Genomic DNA, 15,433 nt, shown 5'->3' with positions numbered 1-15,433 from the left:
CTAGCCTCCCTGCATCGGCGAGAGGATTTCGATCCAGTCGCCGTCGCTCAACTGGAATTCGGCCCGCCTGGCCTTGTGCACGAGGTCGCTGTTGACGGCCGTCGCCAGCCAATCGCCCTCATAGTCGAGCGCTGCAAGCAGCTCTGCCAGCGTGGTCGCGGCAACCTCATGCGCTTCGCCGTTTACGGTCAATTTCATGAGGCAAGCTCCACGGGTTTGTCTTTGCTGAGGAGAAATTCGGCCGCCTGGCGCGCCATGGCCGGGGCCAGAAGAAAGCCATGACGATAGAGGCCGTTGATCCTGACGGTGTCTCCGCTCGCTTCGACCAGCGGCAGATTGTTGGGAAAAGCTGGACGAACCCCGACGCCGGTTTCAAGGACCTCAGCCTCGCCAAAGGCCGGATGCAGAGCGCAGGCAGTGCCGAGCAACTCCATCATCGAACGGACTGTGATCGATCCCCCGGACTGGCTTTCGATCATCGTCGCGCCGATCATGAAACGGTAGTCGGTGCGCGGCACCACATAGAGCGGAAAGCGCGGATGCAGCAGCCGGACCGGGGCGCGACAGCGAGACGTCGGGCGTGCGCAGGATCAACATCTCGCCGCGAACGCCGCGCAGCCTGTCGTCGACCGCTGCCATACCCGTGCAGTCGATCCAGCGATCGAAACCCAAAGCATGCCGGGCGTCGGCGCCGAAGCAGAATTCGACACCCATGGCCGTGAGCCTGTCATGGAGTGCCGTCATGGCCTGGCGCGGGTCGAGATGAGCCTCGTCGGGGAAAAGCAGTCCACGGCGGAAGCGACCGGCGAGGTCGGGCTCCAGTAGCGCGATTTCGTCTTCGTCGACACGCCGATGGCCTGACGTGCGGCTGGCGAAGCGGTCGAGCTCGCCCGCGTCGCGCGGCGCGGCCACAACCAGTGTTCCGGCCTGTGTCACCTGGCCGGGCAACACCGCCTCCCACCATTCGGCGGCATCGCGTCCGAGATCCAGCACCAGCTGCTCGGCGCTTTCCCGCTCGCACCATGGCGCCAGCATGCCGCCGGCGAACCACGACGCATTGCCGCCAAGGCCATGCCTTGTCTCCGCAACGGTCACGGTCGCGCCGCGCGTGGCAAGCTCGAAGGCCGCGGTGAGGCCAGCGACGCCGGCCCCTTTGACCAGGACCTTCATGACGGCTCATGCGCCTCCGCCGGCGTAGGCGGTTTGCCGGCCTCATCCGCCGGCATGTAGAGGTCGCCGCCTGCGCGATATTTCTCGGCCATCGCCGCCATGCCCTCTTTTTGCGCCTCGGCGCGGATGTCGTGAGAAATGCGCATGGAGCAGAATTTCGGCCCGCACATCGAGCAGAAATGCGCCACCTTGTGTGCTTCCTTGGGCAAGGTCTGGTCGTGGAAGGAACGCGCGGTTTCGGGATCGAGCGACAGGTTGAACTGGTCTTCCCAGCGGAACTCGAAGCGCGCGCGGGAAAGGGCATCATCCCTGACTTTCGCTGCCGGGTGCCCCTTTGCCAGGTCGGCGGCATGCGCGGCGATCTTGTAGGTGATCACGCCGGTCTTGACGTCATTGCGGTCGGGAAGCCCGAGATGCTCCTTCGGCGTGACGTAGCAGAGCATGGCGGTGCCGAACCAGCCGATCATCGCCGCACCGATGCCCGGAGGTGATGTGGTCGTAGCCCGGCGCGATGTCGGTCGTCAGCGGCCCCAGCGTATAAAACGGTGCCTCGCCGCAGACGGCGAGCTGCTTGTCCATGTTCTGCTTGATCTTGTGCATCGGGCACGTGGCCGGGGCCCTCGATCATCACCTGGCAGTCCTTCGCCCAGGCGATCTGCGTCAGCTCGCCGAGCGTCTCCAACTCGGCGAATTGTGCAGCGTCGTTGGCGTCGGCGATCGAGCCGGGACGAAGGCCGTCGCCGAGCGAAAAGGACACGTCATAGGCGCGGCAGATGTCGCAGATTTCCTCGAAATGCTCGTAGAGGAAGCTCTCCCGGTGATGGTGCAGGCACCATTTAGCCATGATCGAGCCGCCGCGAGAGACGATGCCCGTGACCCGGTCGACGGTCAGCGGGATATAGTGCAGTCGCACACCGGCGTGGATGGTGAAATAGTCGACGCCCTGTTCGGCCTGCTCGATCAGCGTGTCGCGATAGACCTCCCAGGTCAGCTCCTCGGCGATGCCGCCGACCTTTTCCAGCGCCTGGTAAAGCGGCACCGTGCCGATCGGCACCGGCGCATTGCGCACGATCCATTCGCGAATGTTGTGGATGTTGCGGCCCGTAGACAGGTCCATCACCGTGTCGGCGCCCCAGCGGATCGCCCAGACCATCTTTTTCGACCTCTTCGGCCATCGATGAAGTGACCGCCGAATTGCCGATATTGGCGTTGATCTTCACCAGGAAATTGCGGCCGATGATCATCGGCTCGCTCTCGGGATGATTGATGTTGGCGGGAATGATCGCCCGCCCGCGCGCCACCTCGTCGCGCACGAATTCCGGCGAGACGAAGTCGGGGATCGCCGCGCCGAAGCTCTCACCGTCGCGCGGCAGCTTGCCGCGCATGATCTCGCGTCCAAGGTTCTCGCGGATGGCGACGAACTCCATTTCGGGCGTGATGATGCCGGCGCGCGCGTAGGCGAGCTGTGTCACCGCCTTGCCGGCCTTGGCCCTGAGCGGGCCGGTTGCGGACCGGAAATTCCGGCGTCAAGCGCTCGCCCGCCGCGAATCCGTTGTCTTCCGGCCGGACATGACGGCCCTCATAGGCTTCGACATCGCCGCGTGCCGTAATCCATTCGTGGCGAAGCCGGGCGAGGCCTTTTCGATGCTGGTTTCGACAGTCGGGTCCGTGTAGGGGCCCGACGGATCGTAGACGATGACGGGCGGTTCACCCGCCGTCGGATGGACGGAGATTTCGCGCATCGGCACCTTGATGTGCGGATGGAGGACGCCGGATTTGTGGATCTTTGCGTGAAGCGGGCAGTGGTCCCGTCGACACGGCGGGGGTGAGGGCATTCATCTTGAGGCTCCTTTGCTCATGCATTGGAGACCCAGTTCTGTGCCGGAAGGATGAAAAGACGCTTTGATCTACCTGCTTGGAAACAGGTCTTCGGGCGTGAACTCCCGCAAAGCGCTTGCACCGTCCCTACGCCAGTATGAACTGGATCAGGTTCAACGGGTCACTGCGCCGCGAAAGCCAGCAGTATCTCAGCCCCTTGCCGGGACTCCCCCTGGTGAATGTCTCAGGTTGAACGGGCAGGCGCGGCTTTGTCAAGCGCCTGTCGACCGGCCATCCATATCACTCGGACAGTTTTGGCCCGTGGGCGGCCACCGCTCGGCTATATTCCAACGACGACAGCGCCGCCGCTCAAGCCCGCTCCCGCCGCCGCCAGAAGAACTTTTTCGCCAGGCCGAAATGGCTTCGTCTGGTGGCCAGTGACAGCGACAGCGGGATCGTCGCGGCGGAAGAATTGCCGTATTCGGCGATCGTCTTGACGACAGCACGATCGGCAAGGCCAAGGTTTTTCCCTACGGCATCAAAAATGCGGGCATTGGCCTGGTGCGGCACGAAGCGGTCGATGTCCTGCGGCTTGTGCGTGAGGCGGCTTCTTCTTCGACAACTCCAGAGGCCCTCATGCAGGTCATCGACGGCGAGCCCGTCGTCGTGGAGATCCGCAAGGGGGGCAGCGCCGACGGCGTGCCGGAGAAGCAATGCGGCCCTTCTGGCGGCGACGACAGGGTTGCGTTCCACCAACCGGAAAGACCTCCGCCGCAAACCTGAGCTTGGCGGATGATCCAACGAATCAATCTTGCGCGACGAGCGCAGCACTCGATACGCAGCTATGTATCGCGGCTACAAGAGTAAGCGTTCGTTCGATCTATTTGTCTGCGTTACTGCTCTTGCGGGGGTTTTGAAGTAATTGAGGCTATTATAATCTTGGAACTCAATCACTGCGCAGAATTTTCGCTTCTAACGCCGCCACAACGAAAGCCCGTCTGGCAACCAGCGGGTGGGCTTCGCCACGCAGAACCTGAAGGCATGCATCCATAGCCAGTTTCCGCTTCTTCGTCTGATCATGGAAGCTCCGGAGCAGAATCGTGGCCGCGTCGTTCACATCGAAAATGACGCGCTCACGGTCATGTCGGCCAACTTGCACCACCACGGGTCGGACGAACCTGCTCGACATCCAATTACACCCTCAATACCGAGCTTGGTGCGGTCTGCGCCTGCCATGACGTCGGCTCGTTTCATACATGTATTGCCGAGGGCCGAATAGGGCCAGCAGACCTTGCCGGCCTTCACACTTCGTGCGCCAGCCACCTGGCGCAAACTCTGCTGCAATGCCGGCGCTTCTGGCGGCGGGCGGGGATGCCGGCAGAGGTAGAGGGCGGGCGGGCCTGCAGCGGCGGGTGAAGGTCCGGGAGAGAGGCTCCCGGCGTCCGCCGCGGAGCAGCAACCATGACACAAATGGAATTTCACACGCCCGTCCGTAACGCGCGTGCCGGTTACAAGGTCGACGTCAGCCGCGGCCAGCGTATCGGTCGCGTGTCGTCGGAGTGGTTCAATCGGCCGGCCGACGAGCGCTACCTTTCTCTCACCGATCTCCATAATTCGGTGAAATGGCGAACCGAACGCATCAAGACCCGCCTCGTCGAAAGCGAACTGATCCGCGTCGACGCCAGCCGCGACGATCGGGAGCGCCTGTGGCTAATGCTGCCCGATGCGCATGCCCCTGTTGCACCCACGCATTGGAGTTTTGGCCAACTCGCCAGCCTGGTCGGCGCGCCGGCCACCTATCTGCGCCAGCTTCCAGCGCCGCTGGCTGCCATCAATCTGCAGCACGGCCTGCTGTCCCATCGCGAGCTTGTGAAAACCTTGGAGGCAAAAGACGGGCGCAGCGAGCTTCGCGCCGTCACCGGCCCGGATTATAACTGACTGGGGAGAGCGCATCTTCATTCCGTTGCCGGGTGTGGACGGTGGAGTGCCGGTCGAAGACCCGATCGAAGACGTCGAGATTGATGTGCCGGTGAAGCGCAAGGCGGCATAATGTTTAATAGATCGCGGCTTACCGTGGCTCGTAAGCGGGCCGGCCTGACGATGAAAGAACTCGCTGCAAAGACTGGTATCGAACCACGTACGGTCACGGGCTATGAAGCGGGGGAGTATCTTCCGAGCGAGGATGTTGCCAAGAAGCTTGCTCGCACTTTGGGATTTCCCCTTTCCTTTTTTCTGTCGGATGATCTGGACATTCCGCGCGAAGAGGGGGTCAGCTTCCGATCGATGAGCAAAATGACGGCCCGCCAGCGAGACGGGGCGATTGCCGCAGGGGCAATTGCGTTCTTGATGTCTGACTGGTTGGATACAGAGTTTGATCTGCCCGTCTCTGCTGTGCCCGATATGCGAGAAGACACACCTCAAAGTGCTGCAGCCGGCCTCCGTGATTTTTGGGGCCTTGGCAACCGGTCCATCAAGAACATGGTGCACCTTCTGGAGTTGAGGGGGGGGCGCGTCTTTTCCCTAGGCGAGGATGGAAAGGAGGTTGATGCCTTTTCAGTCTGGCGTGGGGAAAAACCTTACGTATTTCTCATTTCCCAAAAGTCTGCCGAGCGAAGCCGTTTCGACGCTGCCCATGAGTTAGGGCATCTTGTCTTGCATAAGCACGCGGCGCCAAATGGTCTTGAGGCCGAAAAACAAGCGAACGAATTCGCTGCGGCTTTCCTTATGCCAGAAGGTCCTCTACGGGCGGTAGGTCGCATCACAGGGCTGCCAAAAGTTGTCGAACTTAAGCGAGCGTGGTCGGTTTCAGTGGCCGCAATGACGTATCGGCTTCATGAACTCGGTTTGGTATCGAAGTGGACCTATCAGCAGTTGTTTATGGAGATTTCTCGGCGGGGTTGGCGAACGGATGAACCAATGCAGATGTGCCGTGAGCAGTCGCAGGTGTGGAAGAAGGTCCTTGATAATCTCCGTCAGGATGGGGCCGGTGTGGATCGACTTTCGAGCAACCTGTCCGTTCCTGAATCAGAGGTTGTCAAACTTCTTTTTGGCCTTGTGACTATGGGCGTGCCATCCACGCCAAATGCTTTGACAACCCCCAGAAGGGGAAATTTGCGGCTTGTGAAGTGAGGCAGATCGCTCCCTGTAAGGGCAACCGTCCTCGTGACAGCTGTTCGGCGATCCGGCAAGGTCGCTGCCTGCTCTATCCTGTCATAATCCGCAGTGTTTAACCAAGCTTGACTAGTCATGCACCGCGATCGGACAAGCGGTCAGATTTCATTCGCCACGGCTCCATGCAAATGGCGCTGTGACAACCGGCGTTCAACGTCCAGTGCCCGCTGGTGGCTGAAACCAGGCGGCGGAGAGTCCGGACAAGGTGTCCAGACCCGATAGGGTTAGAAGTCTTCCGTGTGCTGGCAGTTATGCGGATAACCCGAACAGCCCCAAAATTTTACATGCGTCGCGTGATTCTCGCGTATCTTCATCGATCGCCCGCAGGCAGAACAGGTCTTGCGCGCGAAGACGCGCTGATCCTTGGCGATCGCCATCACCCGGACCTCGCCGGCCCCGTTGGCGTTAAGAATGCGCACACACTCTCTCGTCGTCTCTCCGGTCGTGTAGACATCGTCGAGCAGCAGAATCTTGGCGCCACCCCAAGTGTAATCCGTGTCAAAGGCACCCTTTATGGCCTCCGCACGCTCCAGCGCGTTCATCTGCTTATAGCCTTCGACCTCCTTGACGGTTTTCAGGCCATTGAGTTCGACCTCAATATCCTCGTCGAAATGGTCGGCAGCGCTTTCGAGCAGTTCCTTGAAGCGGTTGCGCTCCTGCGACGGCTTCATGGGTACGGGGATGATGCAGTCGGGTTTCCAGTCGAAAAGGTCGACGGCGCGGCCAACGCATTCGCCGAGGACTTGCGCCTGGCTGTCATTATTTTTCAAAGACAACACGGCCGCGCTCAAGGCACTCGTCGCATGCCGCGGATCGGAAGCCGTGAAATAGCGGCCGAGTGCATAAACGACGGGCTCGTCGTCGCAATGGAGAATAGAGCCCCAATGGCTGTGGAAGGGCCAATTGCTGGTCAGCGCTTCGCCGATGTAGCCGCGCCCACCGATGCGGTCTCGGCGTAGCAGCGTCGAGGCCTTCGACACGAAAATGTCGGGCGCACTGGACGAAAGCTCGAAGATCGACGTGGGCCCCCAGCGGACTGCTACAGAGGCCAATCCGGCGTGGTAGGCGGCCTCTACGTCTCCGACATCATCGCCGATGTAGAGCGAGTCCCGACTTGCGGCGATGCCAAGGCGCCGGAGTGCTTCCTGGATCGGCGCAGGATCGGGCTTGTGATTCTCGGTGTCGCCGTAGCTGACCAGCACGTCATAAGGGATACGGAACTGTTGAAGAACAGTGGTCGCGTACCATTCAGGCGACGACGTAACGATGCCAACTGCTTGTCCGTCGGCCCGCAGCAGGGCAGGAAGTTCATGCGGCGCGACCCGGCCTTGCGCCGGAAAAGGTCGGATCAGATTCATATTCTGACGAACGGCATCCCACATTTGCGAGCGTCGCAGATGCGCAAGCGCCGAGCTGTCGACCAGCGTCATATCGAGGTCGAAGAGGAAGACGTTCGGCATGGTCAGAGCATCGACATCTGCGCGGGCGACGATGGCCGAACCGGCGCGTCCTGAGCTGCATCACCAGCCACTCGATTTTCCAGCAGCTCTAGCATAGAGGTGTAATCCTCCTTGCTGGCGAGCGGCACAGCCACGGGGTCGTTGCGATATCGTTCAACTAGGATGCGCCGATAGTCGCCTTCGGCGCGCGCGGCGTCAGCGAAGCGGGTCGCCGAAAACCGCGTCATCGCGAGAATGCCCTGACTCTTGGGTTCTGCGGCATGGCGGCCCTGCGGTACTGGCGCGAACAGCAAGCGGTTCTGCTGGATCGTGAAGCGGACGGTGTGCATCGACCCGCCCTTGATGTCGGTTTGCATGACGAAGGTCGCGATCGAAAGCCCGCTCTGCAGGCGATCGCGCTGAACGAGATTACGCGGCGAAGGCGGCACGCCGAAAGGCTGCTCACTGACCAGTGCGCCGTTCCTCTCCAGGATCTCGTCGGCAAGCTTGGTGTTTTGTTTTGGGTAGATTCCGTCAAGACCGCCTGCCAATACGGCGATGGTCTGCCCGCCATGGCGCAGCGCCGCTTGGTGGCTCAGTGTGTCGACGCCGGTCGCCAGACCGCTAACGATCGCCCAATTCGCAGCAACTAGTGTTTCCACGATCCTGTCGCTGACGATTTCGCCGAACTCGGAGGGCTCGCGAGTACCGATGCAGGCGACGCTCCGACGGGGCGGCAAAGTGCCCTTGACGAAGAGGATGGGCGGACGATCGGAGAGCGAGCGAAGGGCGTCCGGATAGTCGACGTCGAAGATGGAAAGCACACGCACGTCACGACGGTGAGCCTCGTCGAGCACCCGCTGCGCCTTCTCACCGGCGTTGACGATGGCAGTCGGCTCGTGAAGACTTTCGGCGACGGCAGCCGAGACGACGGATCGAAGCTTCGCAGGCTCGGCGCCGATGATTGCGTCAAGTAGCAAAAATCGTTCCGCAAGGCGTTCAGCCGTGGCGGGCCCGATGCCGCGCAACGCTGTGAGCGTGAGAATGCCTGCTGCGGTTCGTGTTTCGATGCCAATCATGGAATTCAACGCCTTTCAAAATTGCGGCCGGCCTTCAGCGTTCTGTAGCGATAGCTTCGCGGAAGGTTGCGGATTGGTTGGGTCATCCGCGGTGTCCGGCCTTGGCGAGAGAAGTTTTGGGAGGGGCGAGATTTTCGGAGATCGTGGCAGCGATCTCTCCGAGAGCATGGATACGCACGGTCGGCTGCTTCGGCAGCCTGACCGTCAACTCAAGCTTTCCGCCGACGGCTTCGACATAGCTGCGAAGCGTCGAAACGTACATATCAACTTGGTTTTCGATCTTCGAAACAGACGGTTGTTTGATCTTCAGAGCGGCCGCAACATCTGCTTGGGCCTTGCCTGCGATCCGGCGCAGTGCCCGAAGACCTTCTACCTCCTGGATCTCCTCCGTATACCGCGCATCGATGCGATCCCGCGGTCTTTGCGGAAAGGATGCGATGACGCTATCGAGACCGCGTCCCATGAAATTGACTCCGTAATGTTGGCGCCCGCACTTCCGTCTATACGGAAACATTAGATTTGCGAGAGGGGTCGCGCGATGGCTACGAGGTAAGTCAACAACTCGATTGTGCTATCCCGAACGCTCTATCGAACTATCGGAATGCCGACTCTCTTACCGAATATAGCTCTCAGGCTATGTTGGGTCAACGATAGGTAGCATGGGGATGGATGCAGGACCATGCCTTGTATCTGAGGCGATTTTTCGGTCGTGCCCCGCTGAGTGGTGTAGCTCGGCGGTGACGAAGCCGCTCGCGAGCGCGCCCCCGACATGATGAACCTGCGCGCGCTCGTGGAGAAGAGCCCTGATTGCGATCTCCTGGCGAGATGATCGGCTTTGCCGCCGAGCGTCTGATGGAGCTGGAGGTGGGAACCGCCACCGGCGCCGCCTATGGCGAGAAGAACCCGCTGCGGACGGCTCAGCGCAACGGCTATCGCGATCGCGATTGGGAGACGCGGGCCGGCACCGTCGAGCTGCGCATCCCCAAGCTCAGGAAGGGCTCCTACTTTCCGGGCTTCCTCGAACCGCGGCGCATGGCGGAGAAGGCGCTGACGGCCGTCATCCAGGAGGCCTACGTCCAGGGTATCTCGACCCGCTCGGTCGACGACCTGGTCAAGGCCATGGGCATGAGCGGCATCTCCAAGAGCCAGGTCTCGCGGCTGTGCGAAGAGATCGACGGCAAGGTCAAAGCGTTCCTTGAAAGACCCATCGAGGGCGACTGGCCATACCTGTGGATCGATGGTGCGCCGTGCGGCGCGGGAGGTGCGCATGAGTTAGCGTGACCTCTCAAGTTTGCCGACTTTCAACTGGCGGCTGAGATGCCGCCCGATTTACAGGAGCAGTGGATCGAAGGGGGCCGAGAAGCCTGACCGGGCGTCGTCGGTTGGGTTGCATAAACAGATTGGCCTTAAGTGTGCCGGATGCGGGCCATCAACCTGCGGCGCGGCAATCAACGTGAGAGCGCAGCGTCAATCAGGGGTTCTTCCGCACATTTGGTGCAGGTGCGGGGATTCACGGACGGTGCGAATAAGTTCATAGAGTCGGAATCGCAGTCGACGCCGTGATTTTGCCCGTGCTCCATGCCTTCCGCCCGCTGATTTCGCCCGAGCTTACGATTGTCCAAATTCTCCCGCAGGCCGACAGGGTAGTGCTTGTGGCCCGGCCGAAGGCGATGGAATCGTGCTGTCCCATCTGCGGTTGCTACACGCGGCGGGTCCACAGTCACTACATGCGCCGGCTCGCCGATCTGCCGTGGCAAGGGCGAATTGTCGAAATCCGGCTTCACGCACGACGGTTTCGGTGCGCCGATCCACAATGCCCGCGACGGATCTTCACCGAGCGGCTGCCGGAGACGGTGCGGCCGAAAGCAAGACGCACCGCCCGGCTCGGCGAAAGCCAGCTGGCGATCAGCTTCGCGGTGGGTGGCGAGCCGGGCTCACGCTTGTCGGACAGGCTCGCCATGCCGGTGAGCGGCGACACACTGTTGCGGATGATCCGCGCGGCCTCCTTCGAGCCGCCGCAAGCGCCGCGTGTGGTCGGCATCGACGACTGGGCCTGGCGCAAAGGGCAGCGCTACGGAACGATCATCTGCGATCTGGAGCGCAACCGTGTCCTCGATCTGTTGCCGGATCGCAATGCCGACACGGTTGCATCATGGCTGGGACGCCATCCGGGCATCGAGGTCATCGCGCGCGATCGTGCCGGCGTCTATGCCAAGGGCGCCCGTCGCGGTGCGCCCGATGCAACGCAGGTCGCCGACCGCTGGCATCTGCTGCAGAACCTGGGGGAAGCGTTGCACCTGGCCGTCGGCCGCCATCGCAAAGCCGTTGGTGCCGCCGGAAAGGCCATGGCGTACGAGATGGCCGGAAACGCCGAAGCCGAGCCGGAACCACCGGTAGAACCTTCCCCGAAACTTGATTGCCTGCGCCGGTCGAGGCGCAACCAGCGCAGTGAGTTCTATGCTGAAATCCTTGACTTGCGGGAGGCCGGCATGTCGCCGCGACAGATCGCGCCGCGGATTGGCATGAACGTGAGAACTGTCGAACGCTGGCTTGCGGCGGGCGGAGAACCCGAGCACCGGCGGCCGCCGGCGCGCTCTGTTCTCATGGATCCTTTCCGCGATTATCTCGAACAGTGTTGGCAGGCAGGCCAGCAAAACGGGTTGGCAGCTGTGGAGCGAAATCAAGCGCCGCGGCTTTGAAGGCAGCAAGGCGACCGTCTACAGATGGATCGCCGCCCGCAAGGAGCGGTCATCGACCGCTCCACCAAACTCGCGGTGGCGGTCGCCATCGCGCCGCAACTGTGCATGGCTGCTGAGCGAAGACCCGGCGTCGCTCGATGAGCTGACCGGGCGGTTCTTGCACCATCTCTACGAAACAGCGCCGGAGCTTGCAGTGGCGGGCGAACTCGCCCGACGCTTCGCCGCACTGATCCGCGGCGACGATGATGCCGGCCTCCATCTATGGCTCAAGGATGCCACGGACAGCGAACTGGCCTCGCTTGCGGCAGGCATCGGCCGCGACATCGAGGCCGTCCGGGCGGCGATCACCCAGCCATGGAGCACGAGCCCGGTCGAAGGACAGATCAACCGGCTCAAGACAATCAAGCGCCAGATGTATGGGCGCTCAGGCTATCCGCTGCTGAGAAACAGGCTGTTGGCAATCGCCTGAACCACCCCCGGCAAAGGGCCAGACGAGAAGCTCTCGCCCTTGCACCAAATGTGCGGAAGAACCCAATCAGGATGAGAATGCCGGCGACTTGAGACGCAGGGAGGGCGGAGCCCGACCGTAGTTTCAAGTCGCCGGCGGCGCTCGTTTGGGGCGTCGTCTGGTGATCGCGGCCGACCGGTATGCCGGTGGTTTTTCCAATTGGAGGAATCACTTTGTGCCCGGCCGCCACGTAACCGATCACCAGATGAGGCTTTTCATGAAGTTCCGTAAGACCCATACGACGGCCGTCGCGGCGGCGAAGGCGTCGATCAGCACAGCCACGGCCTATCGCATTGAGAAGGATGCGAGGCTGCCTTCGCAAAAGAATACGCCGCGGGATCGTCGGCGGCCCGATCCGCTTGCCGATATTTTCGACACCGAGATCGTGCCTCTGCTGCGGGCCGCATCTGGCATCCGGTCGGTCGCCATCTTCGAGGAGATGTTGCGGCGCCACCCCGAACTGGGCGCCGGCATCCGCCGCACGATCGAGCGCCGCGTCCGATCCTGGCGCGCTGTTCATGGCGAGGAGCAGGAAGGCGATGGGATTGCAACGACGGAGGAGTGATCTGTGGACATGGATCATCGGACAGACAAAGTCTGGGTACTCGGCATTCAAAGCAAACTCTATCAGTGGAGTAAGGCTAATCCCGACGACCAGTGGTGCGACATGTGGGGTTGGTTGACCGACCTCAGGGTGTGCTGCGTCACGCCTGGCAGCGCGTTTCCTCCAACAAAGGTGGGCGCACGGCTGGGGTTGACGGGATGACGGTGGGACGCATTCGGAACAGGAGTGAACATCGCTTTCTGGTCGATCTCCAGGCGGATCTGCGCCGCGGCGCATACCGGCCAAGTCCGGCCAGACGCAAGTTCATTCCAAAGGCCGGGAAACCTGGGCAATTCCGGCCCTTGGGCATCCCCACCATCAGAGACCGCGTCGTACAAGGCGCGGTCAAGATTCTTCTGGAGCCGATCTTCGAGGCACAGTTCTGGCATGTCTCTTACGGGTTTCGGCCCGGCAGGAACACCCATGGTGCCTTGGAGTACATTCGTCGGGCAGCCTTGCCGCAGAAGCGGGACAGGGACACCCGTTCCGTTCTTTGCCAGAAGATTGACGTAGTAGGGGCGCAGGGGAATCGCGCCGAAATCAAGCCCCTGGTCTTCCTCATCGACAAAGAGGAATGGTTCGTTCCTTATATCGAACGGAAGTGGTTTGTCGCTGAGACGGCGCTTCGCGAATGTGTCGGCCAGAACGACCTCTACGATCTCTACTCTGACGTCGGCGAGCTTTTGTTTAAGGTCAGCCAGTACGTGGCCTGCGGTTAGAAAGCAGACCGAGCCTCCGATGTCGATCAGCGTTCCGTTGTATGCGGCAAAGGACAGTGCGTCGTTTTTGGAAGCGTTCGCTAATCGTTAGGTGACACAAATCGCCAAGAGATGACGGCCAAAGAACTCTAGGGTGTCGATGCTGCCCCACTCTGAGCTGTCGTCTGTCTGGTCCATCTATTCGACTCGAGGATGGTTCGCCCGTTCGTCCGGCAGACTGCATGATCGGCGTTGGCAAGGCAATCGAGGCGGCAAACCATTGCTTGAGATGAGTAACCAACCGGCCACCTCCACCGGATCGGCACGCTGTGTACAACGGAAACACAGCGCCTTGGCAGCCCTCGGAATCCCAGCCGCCGCCCATGCAAACTTCGCACGATCTCTCCTGCGGAATACGAGGGCTTTGCGCCACCATCAAAGCGCTCGGCAAGCATATTTTCCGAAGCCGATGCCTGAAAGGGCGGAGATTTGATTACACAAATCCTTGCACAAAGTAAGAAAACATGCCAATTATCTGTTTATAAACAAGTAGAAGTAAGAAGGTCGTTCGGTCTTACGAACCGTTCGCCAGCGTCTTGGTCCAACAGCCATTCGCCCAGGAGATCATTCGTCGCATAGCTCGTGCCCTGCTCGGCGCCGTCCGTTTCGCGTATCGCATCGTAGCCGTAGAGCGTTTCCTAAAGTGAGCCCAGTGCGTTGGCCCTGTTGAGCGAGCGGCGGCGTGTGAATAATCGGACCGCGAGCCGGGGTCCCGCCACAACGGCGATCTTCGGATCTACCCCTCGCATGTGGGCGCGACACTAGAGCCGCTTCGGCATCCACGCTATGCATTGTTCGAGGCGTGCCACCAGTCGAACCTTCTGCGAACGAAGCTCGTGACCAACGTTTTGCAACTTGGATTTGCCTTTGGACGCGGCCGCAGAAATCAGTTCGCATTCAAGCCAAGCTATTCGATCTCGCAGGTGCTGAGCCTCAGCCTGCCGTATATCTCTAATCCAGCCTGGACCACGCATATTCCACGCTCACCATCTGTGAAGGCTGGGTAGCATCCGAAAACTAACGCCGGCAGATTCGAAAAACTCGAATTTTAACCGTCGCTAAAATTAGCCGCGCCGCCGGCAACTGGCTCGCTGCATCAACCTTTGTACGGCGACAGTTGCGCTTCCTTGCCCTTCGCGTCCGAAATAATCTTAATGGACTTCGTAAGAGCTTGTTCAGCGCCAGTATCTAAAGGAACCGCATGACACCGCGTCGCAGGCGTATTCTGGGCAAATCAATAGTCGTGACGATAATTGCAGTCGTCGCAACCTTCGGTTTGTCTTTTACGGCTCGGCTTGCGCTGCAGATGCCGATCGACTGGCTGAGCTGGGTGGAATGCACCTTCATTCCCATCCTCATCGGGATGCCGGTCAGTGCCTACATTTTCACCCAGGCGGAAACGATCCAGGAGACATGTGACAAGTTGGAGAAGTCTCATGCAGCCCTGAAAGAGACGCATAGCAGGCTCACCTTCGTCACCAGTCATGACCCGATGACAGGACTTCTTAGTCGCGGTGAATTCATCGCAAGGATGGATAGAAGCCGCGATGAAGGGGAATGCGACACCCTTCTCCTCATCGATCCCGATCACTTCTCGTCAATCAACGACAAGCACGGCCATGCCAAGGGTGACGAAGCTCTGGTTCGGATTGCGAAGGCGCTCATCTATACAACGCGCCCAGGAGACGGGATCGGTCGCCTTGGCGGGGAAGAGTTTGGGGTGTTGCTACGTCACATCCGCAAAGAGCATGCAAAGACCATTGCGGAGAAGATCCGTCGTCATATCGAGCGGGTTCCTGGCGTGAAAGGGCAACAAGACGGCGTGAAGGTGACCGTCAGCATCGGTGGTGCGGAAATCCCTCATGGTGCAGATACTCAGGATGTCCTCCGCACTGCCGCACGATGCCTTTTTGAAGCGAAACAACGTGGGCGGAACCGCGTTTCGTTCGATTATGAAGCAGCCAAGTTGCGAGTCGTGACACCGTAACCAACCCCGTCTGGGAGAGAGGCCGATGGAAAAACACGCCGCGGCCTGGTGGTGCTGATGGCTTTTTGGTGACCGGTGGCCGTCGGTGCCACATTCACTACGTCGGCCCGGCAGCGCTAGGCCTGGATTTGCAATTCCTCGGAGCGATGAGACCGCCCGGGCTTCAGATCGCGGGTCGTTCTGGGCCATGCGCGAGAGCG

The 15,433-nt window shown here is 60.8% G+C and carries 11 protein-coding genes, 6 pseudogenes and 1 riboswitch; of the genes and pseudogenes, 9 read left to right on the top strand and 8 right to left on the bottom strand.

What is annotated here, in order from left to right:
• The 4 genes and pseudogenes from thiS to ACFSQT_RS09065 form a co-directional block, all read right to left on the bottom strand.
• On the bottom strand, nt 1-192 hold the full coding sequence (gene thiS, locus ACFSQT_RS09080) for a sulfur carrier protein ThiS (RefSeq protein ID WP_379018109.1): 192 nt from the start codon (nt 190-192) through the stop codon (nt 1-3).
• A pseudogene (gene thiO, locus ACFSQT_RS09075) lies at nt 167-1,170 on the bottom strand (glycine oxidase ThiO). The gene thiS and the pseudogene thiO overlap by 26 nt, the downstream one beginning before the upstream one ends.
• Nucleotides 1,167-3,009 (bottom strand): annotated as a pseudogene (gene thiC / locus ACFSQT_RS09070) (phosphomethylpyrimidine synthase ThiC). Before thiC ends, thiO begins: the two co-directional pseudogenes overlap by 4 nt.
• A gap of 106 nt (nt 3,010-3,115) precedes the next feature.
• A riboswitch (TPP riboswitch) is annotated at nt 3,116-3,231 on the bottom strand.
• Between the two features lie 97 nt (nt 3,232-3,328).
• Nucleotides 3,329-3,582: pseudogene (locus ACFSQT_RS09065) on the bottom strand (3-oxoacyl-[acyl-carrier-protein] synthase III C-terminal domain-containing protein); the annotation flags it as partial.
• A gap of 42 nt (nt 3,583-3,624) precedes the next feature.
• Between ACFSQT_RS09065 and ACFSQT_RS39750 the strand changes: the two are divergent.
• Nucleotides 3,625-3,771: a hypothetical protein gene (locus tag ACFSQT_RS39750; RefSeq protein ID WP_417568613.1), complete on the top strand. Its 147-nt coding sequence runs from the start codon at nt 3,625-3,627 to the stop codon at nt 3,769-3,771.
• Between the two features lie 163 nt (nt 3,772-3,934).
• Here the strand turns inward: ACFSQT_RS39750 and ACFSQT_RS09060 are convergent, their stop codons facing one another.
• Complete coding sequence (locus ACFSQT_RS09060; protein ID WP_378924779.1) at nt 3,935-4,177, bottom strand: DUF982 domain-containing protein; 243 nt, start codon at nt 4,175-4,177, stop codon at nt 3,935-3,937.
• A gap of 272 nt (nt 4,178-4,449) precedes the next feature.
• Between ACFSQT_RS09060 and ACFSQT_RS09055 the strand changes: the two are divergent.
• Together ACFSQT_RS09055 and ACFSQT_RS09050 are read left to right on the top strand one after the other, a co-directional pair.
• Nucleotides 4,450-4,920, top strand: a pseudogene (locus tag ACFSQT_RS09055) (hypothetical protein); the annotation flags it as partial.
• Nucleotides 4,921-5,037: 117 nt separating this feature from the next.
• On the top strand, nt 5,038-6,117 hold the full coding sequence (locus tag ACFSQT_RS09050) for an ImmA/IrrE family metallo-endopeptidase (protein ID WP_379018048.1): 1,080 nt from the start codon (nt 5,038-5,040) through the stop codon (nt 6,115-6,117).
• Between the two features lie 266 nt (nt 6,118-6,383).
• Here the strand turns inward: ACFSQT_RS09050 and ACFSQT_RS09045 are convergent, their stop codons facing one another.
• From ACFSQT_RS09045 to ACFSQT_RS09035, 3 genes are all read right to left on the bottom strand, one after another.
• A complete protein-coding gene (locus ACFSQT_RS09045) occupies nt 6,384-7,619 on the bottom strand; it encodes an HAD-IA family hydrolase (RefSeq protein WP_379018047.1) in 1,236 nt (411 codons plus the stop codon).
• A gap of 2 nt (nt 7,620-7,621) precedes the next feature.
• Nucleotides 7,622-8,677: a DNA-processing protein DprA gene (locus ACFSQT_RS09040; RefSeq protein ID WP_095090297.1), complete on the bottom strand. Its 1,056-nt coding sequence runs from the start codon at nt 8,675-8,677 to the stop codon at nt 7,622-7,624.
• A gap of 82 nt (nt 8,678-8,759) precedes the next feature.
• The gene (locus ACFSQT_RS09035; RefSeq protein WP_095090296.1) at nt 8,760-9,140 is read right to left on the bottom strand and encodes an XRE family transcriptional regulator; all 381 of its coding nucleotides are present in this window, start codon (nt 9,138-9,140) and stop codon (nt 8,760-8,762) included.
• 306 nt (nt 9,141-9,446) lie between these two features.
• Between ACFSQT_RS09035 and ACFSQT_RS09030 the strand changes: the two are divergent.
• From ACFSQT_RS09030 to ACFSQT_RS09005, 6 genes and pseudogenes are all read left to right on the top strand, one after another.
• A pseudogene (locus ACFSQT_RS09030) lies at nt 9,447-9,916 on the top strand (transposase); the annotation flags it as partial.
• Between the two features lie 320 nt (nt 9,917-10,236).
• Nucleotides 10,237-11,376, top strand: coding sequence for an ISL3 family transposase (locus ACFSQT_RS09025; RefSeq protein ID WP_379018046.1), 1,140 nt, complete (start codon nt 10,237-10,239; stop codon nt 11,374-11,376).
• On the top strand, nt 11,273-11,845 hold the full coding sequence (locus ACFSQT_RS39745; protein WP_417568614.1) for a transposase: 573 nt from the start codon (nt 11,273-11,275) through the stop codon (nt 11,843-11,845). The genes ACFSQT_RS09025 and ACFSQT_RS39745 overlap by 104 nt, the downstream gene beginning before the upstream one ends.
• A gap of 214 nt (nt 11,846-12,059) precedes the next feature.
• Nucleotides 12,060-12,419: pseudogene (locus ACFSQT_RS09015) on the top strand (IS21 family transposase); the annotation flags it as partial.
• A gap of 227 nt (nt 12,420-12,646) precedes the next feature.
• Nucleotides 12,647-13,207, top strand: coding sequence for an RNA-dependent RNA polymerase family protein (locus ACFSQT_RS09010; RefSeq protein ID WP_379018044.1), 561 nt, complete (start codon nt 12,647-12,649; stop codon nt 13,205-13,207).
• Nucleotides 13,208-14,447: 1,240 nt separating this feature from the next.
• Entirely contained in the window at nt 14,448-15,233 is a 786-nt protein-coding gene (locus tag ACFSQT_RS09005) for a GGDEF domain-containing protein (RefSeq protein ID WP_095090295.1), read from the top strand.
• Nucleotides 15,234-15,433: the final 200 nt, after the last annotated feature.

It is taken from the genome of Mesorhizobium calcicola (assembly GCF_042682105.1).
Taxonomy (GTDB): Bacteria; Pseudomonadota; Alphaproteobacteria; order Rhizobiales; family Rhizobiaceae; genus Mesorhizobium; species Mesorhizobium calcicola.
Note: the sequence above shows the minus strand (reverse complement) of the source record. Positions and strands in the feature narration are given on the sequence as shown.

What these genes read in the sequence shown, in the direction of transcription:
- ACFSQT_RS39750 (WP_417568613.1), top strand. Translation starts at nt 3,625, where the DNA reads ATGCAGGTCATCGACGGCGAGCCCGTCGTCGTGGAGATCCGCAAGGGG.
- ACFSQT_RS09060 (WP_378924779.1), bottom strand. Translation starts at nt 4,177, where the DNA reads ATGTCGAGCAGGTTCGTCCGACCCGTGGTGGTGCAAGTTGGCCGACAT.
- ACFSQT_RS09045 (WP_379018047.1), bottom strand. Translation starts at nt 7,619, where the DNA reads ATGCCGAACGTCTTCCTCTTCGACCTCGATATGACGCTGGTCGACAGC.
- ACFSQT_RS09005 (WP_095090295.1), top strand. Translation starts at nt 14,448, where the DNA reads ATGACACCGCGTCGCAGGCGTATTCTGGGCAAATCAATAGTCGTGACG.
- ACFSQT_RS09035 (WP_095090296.1), bottom strand. Translation starts at nt 9,140, where the DNA reads ATGGGACGCGGTCTCGATAGCGTCATCGCATCCTTTCCGCAAAGACCG.
- ACFSQT_RS09040 (WP_095090297.1), bottom strand. Translation starts at nt 8,677, where the DNA reads ATGATTGGCATCGAAACACGAACCGCAGCAGGCATTCTCACGCTCACA.
- ACFSQT_RS09050 (WP_379018048.1), top strand. Translation starts at nt 5,038, where the DNA reads ATGTTTAATAGATCGCGGCTTACCGTGGCTCGTAAGCGGGCCGGCCTG.
- ACFSQT_RS09010 (WP_379018044.1), top strand. Translation starts at nt 12,647, where the DNA reads ATGACGGTGGGACGCATTCGGAACAGGAGTGAACATCGCTTTCTGGTC.